The organism is Paenibacillus sinensis (assembly GCF_019904155.1).
Classification (GTDB): domain Bacteria; phylum Bacillota; class Bacilli; order Paenibacillales; family Paenibacillaceae; genus Paenibacillus_AQ; species Paenibacillus_AQ sinensis.
This window is the reverse complement of sequence record NZ_JAHCMB010000049.1, coordinates 167314-179484: the sequence shown is the minus strand read 5'-3', so window position 1 is coordinate 179484 and position 12171 is coordinate 167314. Positions and strand designations below refer to the sequence as shown.

At 51.9% G+C, this 12171-nt stretch carries 13 protein-coding genes and 1 pseudogene; 1 reads left to right on the top strand and 13 read right to left on the bottom strand.

Annotated elements, in window-relative coordinates:
- Nucleotides 1-79: 79 nt before the first annotated feature.
- From KIH86_RS06645 to KIH86_RS06605, 9 genes and pseudogenes are all read right to left on the bottom strand, one after another.
- Nucleotides 80-613: pseudogene (locus tag KIH86_RS06645) on the bottom strand (carbohydrate ABC transporter permease); the annotation flags it as partial.
- A gap of 32 nt (nucleotides 614-645) precedes the next feature.
- Nucleotides 646-1527, bottom strand: coding sequence for a carbohydrate ABC transporter permease (locus KIH86_RS06640; RefSeq protein WP_223081945.1), 882 nt, complete (start codon nucleotides 1525-1527; stop codon nucleotides 646-648).
- A complete protein-coding gene (locus KIH86_RS06635; protein ID WP_223081981.1) occupies nucleotides 1527-2882 on the bottom strand; it encodes an ABC transporter substrate-binding protein in 1356 nt (451 codons plus the stop codon). The genes KIH86_RS06640 and KIH86_RS06635 overlap by 1 nt, the downstream gene beginning before the upstream one ends.
- A 114-nt stretch (nucleotides 2883-2996) precedes the next feature.
- Nucleotides 2997-3797 carry an HAD-IIA family hydrolase gene (locus tag KIH86_RS06630; RefSeq protein WP_223081978.1) on the bottom strand — a complete coding sequence of 267 codons (801 nt, stop codon included), beginning with the start codon at nucleotides 3795-3797 and terminating at the stop codon, nucleotides 2997-2999.
- A gap of 216 nt (nucleotides 3798-4013) precedes the next feature.
- A complete protein-coding gene (locus KIH86_RS06625; protein WP_223081943.1) occupies nucleotides 4014-4592 on the bottom strand; it encodes a glycerol-3-phosphate responsive antiterminator in 579 nt (192 codons plus the stop codon).
- A 328-nt stretch (nucleotides 4593-4920) separates the two neighbouring features.
- Nucleotides 4921-5556 (bottom strand): RNA ligase family protein, encoded by a 636-nt coding sequence (locus KIH86_RS06620; protein WP_223081941.1) that lies wholly within the window; start codon nucleotides 5554-5556, stop codon nucleotides 4921-4923.
- 10 nt (nucleotides 5557-5566) lie between these two features.
- Nucleotides 5567-6526 (bottom strand): AAA family ATPase, encoded by a 960-nt coding sequence (locus KIH86_RS06615; RefSeq protein ID WP_223081938.1) that lies wholly within the window; start codon nucleotides 6524-6526, stop codon nucleotides 5567-5569.
- A 29-nt stretch (nucleotides 6527-6555) separates the two neighbouring features.
- The gene (locus KIH86_RS06610) at nucleotides 6556-7092 is read right to left on the bottom strand and encodes a GNAT family N-acetyltransferase (protein WP_223081935.1); all 537 of its coding nucleotides are present in this window, start codon (nucleotides 7090-7092) and stop codon (nucleotides 6556-6558) included.
- A 105-nt stretch (nucleotides 7093-7197) separates the two neighbouring features.
- A complete protein-coding gene (locus tag KIH86_RS06605) occupies nucleotides 7198-7326 on the bottom strand; it encodes a DUF6254 family protein (RefSeq protein WP_223081933.1) in 129 nt (42 codons plus the stop codon).
- Between the two features lie 210 nt (nucleotides 7327-7536).
- Here KIH86_RS06605 and KIH86_RS06600 point away from each other — a divergent pair, with 210 nt between their 5' ends.
- A complete protein-coding gene (locus KIH86_RS06600) occupies nucleotides 7537-7908 on the top strand; it encodes an iron chaperone (protein WP_223081930.1) in 372 nt (123 codons plus the stop codon).
- A 41-nt stretch (nucleotides 7909-7949) separates the two neighbouring features.
- Here the strand turns inward: KIH86_RS06600 and KIH86_RS06595 are convergent, their stop codons facing one another.
- The 4 genes from KIH86_RS06595 to KIH86_RS06580 all read right to left on the bottom strand — a co-directional run bounded on the left by KIH86_RS06595 (nucleotide 7950) and on the right by KIH86_RS06580 (nucleotide 12148).
- Nucleotides 7950-8489 carry a DinB family protein gene (locus KIH86_RS06595; protein ID WP_223081928.1) on the bottom strand — a complete coding sequence of 180 codons (540 nt, stop codon included), beginning with the start codon at nucleotides 8487-8489 and terminating at the stop codon, nucleotides 7950-7952.
- A 64-nt stretch (nucleotides 8490-8553) separates the two neighbouring features.
- On the bottom strand, nucleotides 8554-9501 hold the full coding sequence (locus KIH86_RS06590) for a helix-turn-helix transcriptional regulator (protein WP_223081926.1): 948 nt from the start codon (nucleotides 9499-9501) through the stop codon (nucleotides 8554-8556).
- A 267-nt stretch (nucleotides 9502-9768) separates the two neighbouring features.
- A complete protein-coding gene (locus KIH86_RS06585) occupies nucleotides 9769-10560 on the bottom strand; it encodes a HoxN/HupN/NixA family nickel/cobalt transporter (protein WP_223081924.1) in 792 nt (263 codons plus the stop codon).
- Between the two features lie 58 nt (nucleotides 10561-10618).
- Nucleotides 10619-12148 (bottom strand): cobyric acid synthase, encoded by a 1530-nt coding sequence (locus KIH86_RS06580; RefSeq protein ID WP_235775291.1) that lies wholly within the window; start codon nucleotides 12146-12148, stop codon nucleotides 10619-10621.
- Nucleotides 12149-12171: the final 23 nt, after the last annotated feature.

The window sequence follows — 12171 nt, the reverse complement described above, 5'->3', positions numbered from 1 at the left end:
AAAAAAGAGCGAGCCATCTGTACGATGACCTGCTCTTTTTCTTCATTTTTGGGCCTGTGCCTTATCTTAATGACATTGTCCACAGCGCCTGCCATTTGCTGCAGCCTTCCATCACAGCGGCTTCCTCAAGCTCGAGCGGAATGGTCTTGAACATCTGCCTGAGCAGAAAAATACCGAAGGCTGATGCGAGATAAGGAAGCATGATGCCTATTTTCGTATCAAGGAGCGACAGCTCCTTCAAAATGTTATAGTTGGGGAAAATGAGCACGTCAGCCGGGACCATAATTTGAATCAGAAACAGCAAGAACACAATGCCGCTTCCGGCGAACGGCACACGGGCGAACGCATAGGCCGCCATCGTCGAACTCAGCATCTGTACAGCAAACACGCAGATCACGATCAGAAGCGTATTCAGATAATAAACGGCAAACGGGGCCGCAGACCAGACCGTAGAGAAATTCCCCAGTGTAAAGTCAAGCGGCCAGAACCCGGACAAGGCCGCTTTTCTCGGGCGGAAGGCCGTTACCGACATCCAGACGAGCGGCACCAGCCAGACCGCAGCTACCAGCAGCATCATCCAGTTTCCGATTCTTGACCCCCATTTCAGCGTCATGGTTCCTCCTTTCTTCCCATCAGAGGCAGGGATCAGTTGTAGTGAATTCTTTTGTCCAGGCCGAAGAACTGAAGCGCTGCAAATAGAAGCAAAATCCCGATCATCACTACGGTCAGTGCCGATGCCATCCCTTGATCCCAGAAGCTGAAGGCCGTCTCATAAATATAATAGAGCAGCATATTGCTGGAGTTGTTGGGGCCGCCCCGGGTCATAATCATCAGATGATCCACAAGCTTGAAGGCGTTGGTTAAGGCGACAATACTAACAAACAGCGTGGTTGGCATCAAGAGCGGGAAGGTGATTTTTCGAAAAACTGTGAATCTTCCCACGCCGTCCATCTGGGCCGACTCGTACAGATCCTTCGGAATGTTCTGCAGACCGGCCAGATAAAAAATCATGAAGTACCCTGCTTCCTTCCAGATAATCATAATGATCATCGCCCACAGCACCAGCTTCGGTGATCCGAGCCAATTCAGTTCCGCGAGACCGGCTGCGTGCAGCAGGCGGCTGATTAATCCGTATTTCGGCGTGTAGATGAACAGCCAGATATTCGCCACTGCAATCATCGGTATCAGGGTCGGATAGAAAAAGGCGGTCCGCAGCAGCCATTTGCCTCGCAGAGCTTTGTTGGCACTCACCGCCATCAGGAGCGCAAGGGCGATTCCCGCAGGGACCGTCCCGAGCGCGAACAATATGTTATTGGACATCACTTTCCAGAACACTTCGTCAGCTGCAAGCCTGTGAAAGTTGTCCAGGCCGGTGAAGACCGGCTCCTGCACAGCCAGATCAGCCTGGTACAGACTTAGACGAAGCGTTAGAAAGATCGGATAAAACGTGAACAAGACGAGAATAACCAGGGATGGCAGCAGCAGCAGCCAGGCAAACCCGTTCGTTCTCCACCTGATGCCTGACATTACTTATTGAAGGACGCCAGCGCCTGATCGGCTTCGCCCTGGGCTTTCTTGAGCGCTTCCGCAGGCGTCAGCTCGCCGGTCAGGGCGGCCTGAATGCTGTCGCTCAGAATTTTCATGACCTTGCCGTTGTTATGAGTGGACAGCTCGGCCGCTGCATATTGAAGCTGATCGCGGGCCACAAGCGCCGCCGGGAACTCCTGGGCATACTTCTTCATCTGGTCCGTCTCATAAGCCGATTTGCGGACAGCGACATAACCGGTATCGATGCTCCACTGTGCCGCCCGCCCGCTCTCCGTCATGAACTTGACGAATTCCCAGGCCGCCTGCTGCTTCTCGGGAGAAATATCCTTGAAGATATAGAAGTTGCCGCCGCCCGTAGGGCTGCCGTACTGCTTCTTCGCTGGCAGGAAGCTGACGCCGAAGTCGAAGGTGGCGTTCTTCTTCACATTCGTCAGATTGCCTGTCGTATGGTACATCATGGCCGTCTTGCCTTCCAGGAAGTCTGACGGTACAGTACTCCAGTCTGTGGCGCCTTCCGGAATGGCCTTATCCTTGGCGGCCAGATCGACCCAGTACTGCAGGCCCTCCACGTTCTCCGGCGTATCGAACATCACTTTTTTGCCATCAGAAGTCATCAGATTATCCCCGTTCTGAAGCGCGAAGGTCTGCATCATCCAATAGGCGAAGCCGGTTACCGGAATTTCCAATCCGTAGCGGCCGTCCTTGTTCAGCTTAACGGCATATTCCCGCAGCTGCTCCCAGTTCTCGGGTCCTTTCTCCGGGTCCAGCCCCGCTTCCTTGAACATATCTTTGTTATAGTAGAGCACGATGGTGCTGCGCTGGAACGGAATGCTGTATGTATGCCCTTCCGTCTGGGAATTGGCAAGGAAGGCCGGATAGAAATCCGACAAATACTGATCGCCGCCTTCTTTCTGGATGTAGTCATCCAACGGAATGATCGCGTTCATATCCAGCAGGCTGAACAGTTCGGTAGATTGCAGCACCGCCACATCAGGCGGCTGTTTGGCCTGTACGCCAGCCTGTGTCTTGACGGCAGTATCCGCGTAGCTGCCTGTATAGACCGGAGTGACTTTGATATCAGGATGCGCAGCTTCAAATTCTTGTGTCATCGCCTCAATCGTCGCGGTTAGCGGTCCACCTACGGCAATCGGATAATAAAAGGTAAGCTCGGTCTTCTTCCCGTCCGGCGCGGTCGTCTGCTTATTGTCGCTTGCGGTTTGGCCCGCATCGGCAGAGCTGCTCGCCCCTTCCATTCCGTTATTGTTGCCGCCGCAGCCCGCCAGCAGGGACATTCCCGCAACAGTTGTCAATATTACTGCGTTCCATTTCCTCATCATCCTAATCTCCTCCATTTGAATATAATGAGCGGAAGAGTTCGTCCTCGGGACTACGCCTTCCACTTTACCAAACCTGTTCGCTCCAAGCGTCAGTTCCAAGTAAATCCCTTGTTAAATTGGAGTGTTGTTCCCGGCAACAAGCGATAGCAGCTCGTCCAGCGAGTGCCAGACATAATCGGGCTGGATGTGATAAGCCGCCAGTTCATCGAGAGATGTAACCCCGCTAAGCACGAGCGCTGTGCGCATTCCGTGACTGGCGCCGAACAGAATATCGGTATCCAGCCGGTCCCCGATCATCAGGCAGCGCTCGCTCTGCGCCCCGCTCCACTCCAGAACCTTCGCCGCATAATAGGCCGACGGCTTGCCGATAATCTCCTGGACCTGGGCGCCTCCTGCCGCTTCAATGGCCTTCACCATTGACCAGGTGTCAGGAAGGAGATCGTCCGCAACCGGACAGCAGGGATCGGGATTGGCTGCTATAAGGGCAGCGCCGGCGCGTACCGCCCGCATTGCCCGGTGAAGCTTGTCATAAGTGAACTCCCGGTCCATGCCGACCAGTACATGCGTCGCCTCCAGCGGATCATCTGTTACCACAACACCCTCGCTCTCAAGCTCGAACCGAAGCGCGCGTTCTCCCGAGACCAGCACCCGGACAGGGCCATTCAGCTCCCTGAAGTATACGGCCGAGACGTATCCCGCCGTCACAATCTCGTTGATATCCGCAGTAAGTCCGAGCATTTCCAGCCTGTCCCGGCATTCGGCTCGTGTACGGATCGCCGTGTTGCTGAGAAATCTTAGCTGCTTGTCCAGGCTTCTTAAGTGAAACAGCGTTTTCTGCACGCCGGGCAGCAGGGCATCACCGATAAAGACGGTTCCGTCCAGATCGAAAAAATAAGTCTCATATGATAGCATGTCCGGCAATGAATGAGCAGCCTCCTTCTTGTGACGGCGACAAAAAAAGCCCATTATCCAGCATCAAGATGCGGATACGGCGCATCGCGCCGACCGTTCCCGATACTGCATAAGGGCTTTCTCCTCGTCTCCGACCCTATAATATGAATTTATTAGCTGATTTCATCTTACTCCCCAACTATAGCCGTGCCGTGTCAACGTGATATTAAGGCCGTGTTAAGCATTTGCAAAAGAATGCCACAGACTCTTGTTCCCCATCGAGACAGCAGATGCTCCTGCACGCAGCGCCGTTTCAATCTCCTCATGATCCTTGATGAGGCCGCCGGCGATAATCGGAAGCGAAGTGCCCGTACTTAGTTCGGTGATCACTCTGGGAATCAGTCCCGGCATGACTTCAAGAGCGTCCGGCCGGTTTTGCTGCACGGTGTGGATGCCATGCTCCAGTGCGGAAGTATCAATCAGGAAGAGCCGCTGGATCGCCTGAAGACCGCATTTTTTCGCCTGCTTGACCATATGGCTCTTGGTGGAAATAATTCCGGTTGGCTTCACCTTGCCTGCGATATACTCCATAGCGACGGAGTCGTTGCCGAGCCCTGCGATGAAATCGACGTGCAGAAACACCTTTTTCCCGCTTTGGAGCGCTTGTCCCACATAATCCTCAATCGTGAACAGATCGCCGGTCAGCAGAAACAATATCGGCCAATCGCTGCGGCAGGCTGCCGCCAAATCTTCAGGCTTGCGCACGGCGGGGATAATGGTACGTCCGCCGTTTCCCGCGAAGAGCCCGTTCTTCATCGTCAAACCTCCCCTATCGGTTTCATGCTATTGTAACAGCCGTTTATCAGCGGCGGATTAACGCAGGAGCTTTCCCGGTCCATTCCTTTATTGAAAACGATTACAAAAACCATCAGCACGGATGGCTGAAAAATTAGTTCGTAAGTGTTAATTCTCAAAGTATGTATGGTTCTTGAATATGTATGCAGGTCTAGAATATGTCTGAAAGTTCTTTAATTCAATCCAATGTTTGATATGTACCATGGGTAATCGATTGAATATTACATGGTAAACCCTCCTCATCCTGTTCGTTATGCTAATTCCTCGTGTTTAGTTCATTGCCTGCGCTTTACCTGTTAGCCAAGGTATTGGGCTCGACAGGCTTGCTGAGCCAGTGCTCATCGGTCTGGACATGATTTTTGCGGACAAATTTGGCGACTGAACGCTTGAAGTCTTCGTAAGGAAAATCACCTGCCAGCCGGACCACATAGCCTTCCTGCTCCCCACCGCATCGGGACTGCTTGGTATAGCACTGCTTGGCTGCTTCCTCGCTCCATATCCCCCGGTATAGAACCGGAACATGCGGAATCTCCAATTTATGAGCCCATGCAGCAGTGTCATCCCAGGACAGACAGATATTGCGTTCGTCCCATACCGAGAAGAGCATAAAATAACTCGGCAAAGAGGAATAGAACAATGAATGCTTCGCATACATATTTTCTCCACACAGCCGATAACCTTCCGGAATCAAATACCTGATCCCTCCATGCAAGGTTTTCACATAATGGCGTGAGGCATGATCCTTGCTGTCGAGAGACCTGGCATGGATGAAGTCAGCGTACATCGTCGTGTTCTCTCCATCCATTTTCTCCGTAATGACAACCTCTTGCCCGATAAAATGGTCGGTATCCCGCAGTATTTTATCATCGTCCGTATAGCTTCTGGACCAGGGCAGGTGCATCGTCTTCGGGTATTTCATTTTCATAGCATCACCTCTATTTGGCGAAAGTGTCTGCCTCCGAGAAGAAGTACAGCTCTGCCAGCATCCGGTCTCCCAGCAAATGATAAATCCTGGATGCTCCGGCGTCTCCGCCATGCAGAATCTCCATATGGAAGCTTACCAAGTTCACCACATGTAAAATAAAATCATCGTCGTATCCCAGCTGTTTCAGAACGTGGCAGGCTATTCCGGCTGAGACATGCTCATGTCCGAAATAGGAATAATACCCCCGATTGGGCTTCCATACTTTACACAACGGTTTGCCTGCGTCATGAAACAGCGCGGCGAGCTGCATCGCAAGCAGATGCTCCCCTTCATAAAAGGCATTCACATATTCAAGCACCGCATAGGTATGCTCGGACAAGGATTTGGAATGAAAGGGATTCTCCTGATCATAGCCCAGCATCACGTTAAAAAAAGGAGATTCGCGCAAATAGGCAAAAAGCTCGTCATGCTCCGGTTTCAGCGCTAGAAGCTGCTCTAATTCGATTCGGCCCAGCCTGACTTCTGCCGGTGTATGAACGATATGCAAGCGCTCAAAGCCTTCGGCAAGCACAGGGAACTCGAAATTCTTTAAATACTTCTGCAATACCTTGTCTTCAATTCGGCGTTTTCTCGCCAGCACCCGTTCCTTGGCAATCTCATAGGGCGTAACGCAGACATGGCCTTCTACCGGAACATCCCTGTACCGCTTGAAGAATTGCATCCTCCGGTCCCGGGCCACATTTGTCGCGTCAAAAACGACGTTTCTGCCGGATGCCAACGCATGGTCAATCTCGGTAAAAGCTTCGTCAAAAACCCGGTACGTATTCTTCTGCCGATGCTCACTTCCGAACAGCTTCTCCCGAATGGCATCACTTGCGACCAGCATAGCCCTTTCCCGTTTGCAGCATCCTACAGAGTAATGGCTTTTGCCGCTGCCGGGGATGCCAATCAGCATGTGAATAGTACTCATCTTTATCACCTCCTTTCAAAGCATTAGTTTCATTCGGAGGGATTGATAATGGCCAGAACCTGATGATCCTCCCACACTCCGTTAATCTTAACATTGCTCCGGGCGATGCCTTCCTTGTGGAATCCGGCATTCTCAAGCACGCGGATTGAGCCGGGATTCCGGGGAGAGGCTTCTCCAGTGACCCGGTGAAACCTCAGTTCCTCGAAGGCATAGCTTACGACCTGCTTCACTGCTTCCGTCATATACCCCTTGCCGTTATAATCACGGTCCAGACTGTATCCGATCATGCAGCTCTGGAGCGGGCCGCGCACTACAAAGGACAATCCTATGCTGCCAATAATCCGGTCGTCCTCCGCATGGCATAACACGAAGTTATATTTTCGGTCGTCTTCTCTGTCGGACTTACTCTGATAAATGAATTGGAGCTGATGCTCCAATGTGTAGAACTCTTCCGGAACACTTGGCGAAAACTCTTCAAAAAAGTCCCGATTGCGCTTGTACATTGCTGTCAATTCTTCAGCGTCTGCTTCCTCCGGAAACCGGACATACACTCGCTGTTCGCTCATCTGATTCATCCCCGTCTAGTAATCTATTGAAGTCATTATATCAAACGGGATGGGATTTTAATAAGAAAGACTGCCGGCATATTTCTCCGACAGTCTTTCTCTTCCTTATATCGTAGTATGCTTCTCGTCATATTCGCCGGATAATTCCTTGAGCGACTTGATTTTACCATGGGGATGCTGTTCTTGCTTACGTGACTTCCAGGCAGCTTCATTTCTTCTCTTCTGGTGAGCCATACAAGATACCCTCCTCTGGAAATTGAGATGTATACTACTTCCTTATGTTGTCATTCTCTGGCTCCGTTCATGCATGTAATGTAGTCGTAAAGCTGATGAAATGAACTTTTGCGCAATCGTGCATATTATTGATATATTTAGTCTGACGCATAATTGTAACATGTCTAGAGCTGAACGATTCCGCAGAAAATTAATTTTGGAGGGGACCATATGGAGGTTTTTGCAGAATATTTAGCGCATATTGACAATCCGCAGCACCGGGCTCGAACGGAAGAAATTTTGGCTTGGGTAACTGCGAAATTCCCTGGTTTAGTGCCAAAAATTGCCTGGAAACAGCCGATGTTTACCGATCACGGCACATTTATTATTGGCTTTAGCGTATCCAGGCATCATATGGCCGTTGCCCCTGAACGTGCTGGCATGATTCATTTCGCCGATGAAATTGTGCAGGCCGGCTATGACCATACCAAGGAGCTGATTCGTATCCGGTGGGAGCATCCGGTTGACTATGCTTTGCTCGCAAGAATGATCGAATTTAATATTCAGGATAAGGCAGACTGTTCGACGTTTTGGCGGAAATGAACCAAAGAGCCATTTTATTTCGATTGAACGAATAAATAAAGTTAGCCCGATATTAATTCGCTTTTTAAACGGTCGAGCTGCATGAAATGATGCCGGTAATGCATTTCGACCAGCAAGAACCACTCTGTGGCATTTAATCCTCCGAGCCTTGGATGAAGAACTTTATTCGTTATGGGCGCCTGACTTAATGCGGGTTCCGTGCGCTTCATCCGATCCGCAACAGCACGGAGCCCTTCCTTAATCTGCTCTTTGCTCTCCGGCTGCTGCGGGGTGTATTGCGGCGAAGCGGGAACCCGAACACGTACAGGCGGGAAGCTTCCCGCTTCGAATGCCGCTCTGCCATTCTCCGATAAATCCTCAGTGGATAACGCGCTCGATTCGCCTCCGGCCAGACATTGGTCGACATTTTGCAATTGCATGAACTGGGCCGATTGAATCAGATGCATATACATTTGTCCGATGGACCACTCGTCTTCATTCTTTTTTTCAAGCAGCTGCTTCATGTCGAGGTTGTCCAGTTCGTTCAAATACCGTTCTACCGTCGCCTCAAACTCCTGCAATGCTTCTGATGTGCTTCTCACTAATACAACTCCTCTGCTTCATATGATATTTCCAATATAAAAAACCACTGCTGACAACAGCATGTCAGTAGCGGTTCAATATTTTTTCAGCTTCTGCTCGAATACGTCTGCGGAAAGATTCCGGCTCCAGCACCTCAACTTCTCCGCCCCAGCCGAGGACATAAGGCAGAAGCTCCTCCGGTTGTCTGACCCGAAAAGTGACCAGAAGACCGTCCTTCCGTTCTTCGATTTCTTCCAAATAAAAGGCACAGGTCTCGGCGATTTTATCGGCAAGATCGGGATTCGCCCGAATCAGGATCTGCATATTCCGGTCATCCGGCGGGCGGTATCGGCTCAGGTTAAATCCGGACGGCATGGTGAAGCGCTCTTCCAGCACGTCCAGATCTCTCATCCGTGACAAGCGGAAATGGCGGATATCCTGACGCAGATCGCAGCGTGCGACCAAAACCCAATTCCCCTGCACGAGTGTCAGACCATATGGAGCGACCTCCCGTCTGCTCATCCGGCTGCTATCCGATTCCGAGAATTTCTTCAAATACAAAAAGCTTAGTTTGCGCCGTTCCAGAATTGCGCACCGGGCTTGTGCAAGGTACTCCTTCTCCGTCGCCCCCGTTACAGGCTCGCGGACCTGAATGAGCCGCATCGTTTCTCGGACGCGCCTCGACTCGGCACGCACCGGCTCAGGCAGAATCGTTTCAATTTTGCGCTGGGCCGCTATGGCCACGCTGCCGTATTCAGCATCCAGCCTCTGCCCGACGAAATCCGTACCGAGAAGCAGGGCTACGGCTTCCTCCGCCGTAAAGCCGACCGGAGGCAGGAAGTATCCCTCCATCAGCGAATACCCCTGCCCGGGAGCCCCGATTATGGGAACCCCCGCTTCGCTCAGAGCTTGAATGTCACGGTAGATCGTCCGCACGCTCGTCTCGAACTGAGCAGCCAAATCCTCCGCCCGGAGCATCCTGCTCCGCTGCAGCTCAAGTGTTATGGCGAGCTGCCGTTCGGTCTTGTTCATTTTCGTATCCTCCACCGCTGCTTGTATTCTCGATGCTGCCCTTATCCATTTCTACAGAATCATACCCTTCACCTTTCCGATAACCTGTGAATAGTAGAGATTTTCTCGATAACACAAGGAAAAACGCCTGACGGCGTCCTTAGACGCCATGCGTTTACCGAGAAATAGAAGACCTATTGTAAGCAACAGCTTATAAAGTCTTATATTTTGACAAAAGAACCTGGCAGACCGGTTGTTCACACAGTCACCAAGTTCTTGGAATAGGTCTTAGGTCAAGGTGCGCGACCGGCGTTTTGATCGGACGATCAGGAACAGCGAGCTTATCAGCACGGTTGCGAAAATGGCGATCCCCGCCGCTTCGGCGTTAACTTCCACATCCGGGTTAAAGAACGCGAAGACTTGATAGAACGACACACCGTAAGCGAGCAGGACGATCAGCCATCCGATGGCGCGCAGCGAGGATTCGCCCGCTTTCTCCGTGCGCCGGATCATACGATATGTAATCATTCCTCCAAGGGTATCGGTGATCATCATACCGAGCATAAAGACGATTCCCAGCACAACCGGCAAATAGGCGGACTGAGTGCTTGCGGCAAGTGCCCACACAGAGGTTTGACTGATCGTTTCGGCTGCAAGAGCGAAGAGGCTCCCGACCAGAATAATCATCAGCGGATTGGTAGTCCCGCCTGATATTTTGCCAAATATGGCGCCCTTGAGCCCTTTCAGCTCAAAATTCCGGCGCTGACCGGATGATCGCAGCAGATGAGTTAAATTTAAGGTCCCGATTATAAAAAGCGCTGCGATCGAGACCCAGCCTGCGAACGTATCAAAGCCTTTCGGGAGCGTCCAGGTTTTGGCGAGCTGGTTCAGAGCAATGGACATAATGGCGACCATTCCACCGTGCCCAAGTGAGAACAGACTGCCAACCCAACGTGCGATCGGGCTTCCGAGGCGTTCGTTGTAACGAGTCTGACCGTCTATAAAAGCGATATGATCGGCATCCAGTCCATGCCTCAAGCCAAGGACAAAGACAAATAGAATTAGCGAAACCGTGGACATTCAAATCCCCTTCCTGCTGCCGGATTTACGGGATAAATCCGCAGCTTATCGTGGCGGTTCAAGCATCAAGCATATCCGGGCACAGTCCGGTAATTCGATAGACTTCACGGATGTCCAAATGACTCCTGACATGATCGGCCAACCGGTCGAAAGCAGCTTTCTTGCGATGCCGGAAGCAGATCCCGTTATCTATCGGCGGCAATCCTTTATCCTGCCTGATCCGATTGAGCCAGCTTCTGCGGAATGCATCGTTCTCGAAGATGCCGTGAACATATGTGCCCCAGATCTTGCCGTCGGCGGAGATGACGCCTTCCTTCTGCCCTGAGAAATCAAACAGGGACTTCGCGTATTCCCGCACCGCCGTGCGTCCCATATGAATTTCATAGCCCTCAACCGGCATTCCCTCAAGCTCCGTCCAATCTGGATGAGAACATGCCACAATGCCGCGTACCCGCTCCGTTCGTTTGTCGGGATAGAAGACGGTCTCCATCGGCAAATACCCGAGGCCCAGGGTCTCTCCTTCTTCCGACTCCACTTGTTCGGGATCGCTCAATTTCTCGCCCAGCATTTGATAACCGCCGCATAATCCCACAAGCCGGGCCCCCTGAAGCACCTGGGCACGGATCGCTTTTTCCAGGCCGACTTCACGTATCGTTCTCAGATCCGCGAGCGTATTCTTCGTTCCGGGAATGAGAATAACATCCGGGTTCCCCAGTTCATCAGGGTTCTCGACATACCGGACCTTAACATCCGGTTCGTAGAGCAGCGGGTCCGTATCCGTGAAGTTCGAAATCCGGGGAAGCCGGATTACCGCGACATCCAGCTCGGCATCCGATTTCTCGGAGCTCGCCTTATGTTCCAATACAACCGAATCCTCAGCTTCGATTCCAATATCCTTCAGGTAAGGAATAACACCGAGAACAGGAAGACCTGTCCGCTGCTCCAGCCAATCCAGTCCGGGCTGTAAAATCGCAAGATCGCCGCGGAATTTATTGATAATGAAGCCCTTCACCCGGCTGCGCTCATGATCTTCCAGCAGCTCCAGCGTACCGACGATGGAGGCGAATACGCCGCCCCTATCAATGTCCGCGACCAGAATGACCGGAGCGTCCGCCCATCCGGCGAGGCGCATGTTGACAATATCCCGGTCCTTGAGATTAATCTCCGCCGGACTTCCCGCTCCCTCGATCACAACGACGTCATACGCCGACCTCAAGCGGTCAAGCGCTTCCCGGACAATCGTCTCCGCGACAGGCAAATACTCTTCACGGTAACGCCAGGCGCTCATTTCGGCATGCGGCTTGCCATGGACGACAACCTGGGCGGACATATCTCTTGTCGGCTTGATCAAAATGGGATTCATATCCGTAGTAGCCGCAATTCCGCAAGCCTCTGCCTGAACGCCCTGCGCCCGGCCGATTTCCTTGCCGCACAGTGTAACGTAAGAATTCAGTGCCATGTTCTGTGATTTATAAGGAGCCGTTTTGAAGCCATCCTGCACCAAAATCCGGCAGAACGCCGTTGTCAGCACACTTTTGCCCACATCGGACGCCGTACCCTGAAACATTATCGTTCTTGCTCTACTCAAATTTCCTCACCTCCCGATTTCTG

Bases quoted from the DNA above. Each gene is read 5' to 3' on its own strand.
- KIH86_RS06615 (WP_223081938.1), bottom strand. From the start codon at position 6,526: ATGAGTACTATTCACATGCTGATTGGCATCCCCGGCAGCGGCAAAAGC.
- KIH86_RS06620 (WP_223081941.1), bottom strand. From the start codon at position 5,556: ATGAAAATGAAATACCCGAAGACGATGCACCTGCCCTGGTCCAGAAGC.
- KIH86_RS06625 (WP_223081943.1), bottom strand. From the start codon at position 4,592: ATGAAGAACGGGCTCTTCGCGGGAAACGGCGGACGTACCATTATCCCC.
- KIH86_RS06590 (WP_223081926.1), bottom strand. From the start codon at position 9,501: ATGAACAAGACCGAACGGCAGCTCGCCATAACACTTGAGCTGCAGCGG.
- KIH86_RS06630 (WP_223081978.1), bottom strand. From the start codon at position 3,797: ATGCTATCATATGAGACTTATTTTTTCGATCTGGACGGAACCGTCTTT.
- KIH86_RS06605 (WP_223081933.1), bottom strand. From the start codon at position 7,326: ATGGCTCACCAGAAGAGAAGAAATGAAGCTGCCTGGAAGTCACGTAAG.
- KIH86_RS06635 (WP_223081981.1), bottom strand. From the start codon at position 2,882: ATGAGGAAATGGAACGCAGTAATATTGACAACTGTTGCGGGAATGTCC.
- KIH86_RS06610 (WP_223081935.1), bottom strand. From the start codon at position 7,092: ATGAGCGAACAGCGAGTGTATGTCCGGTTTCCGGAGGAAGCAGACGCT.
- KIH86_RS06585 (WP_223081924.1), bottom strand. From the start codon at position 10,560: ATGTCCACGGTTTCGCTAATTCTATTTGTCTTTGTCCTTGGCTTGAGG.
- KIH86_RS06600 (WP_223081930.1), top strand. From the start codon at position 7,537: ATGGAGGTTTTTGCAGAATATTTAGCGCATATTGACAATCCGCAGCAC.
- KIH86_RS06640 (WP_223081945.1), bottom strand. From the start codon at position 1,527: ATGTCAGGCATCAGGTGGAGAACGAACGGGTTTGCCTGGCTGCTGCTG.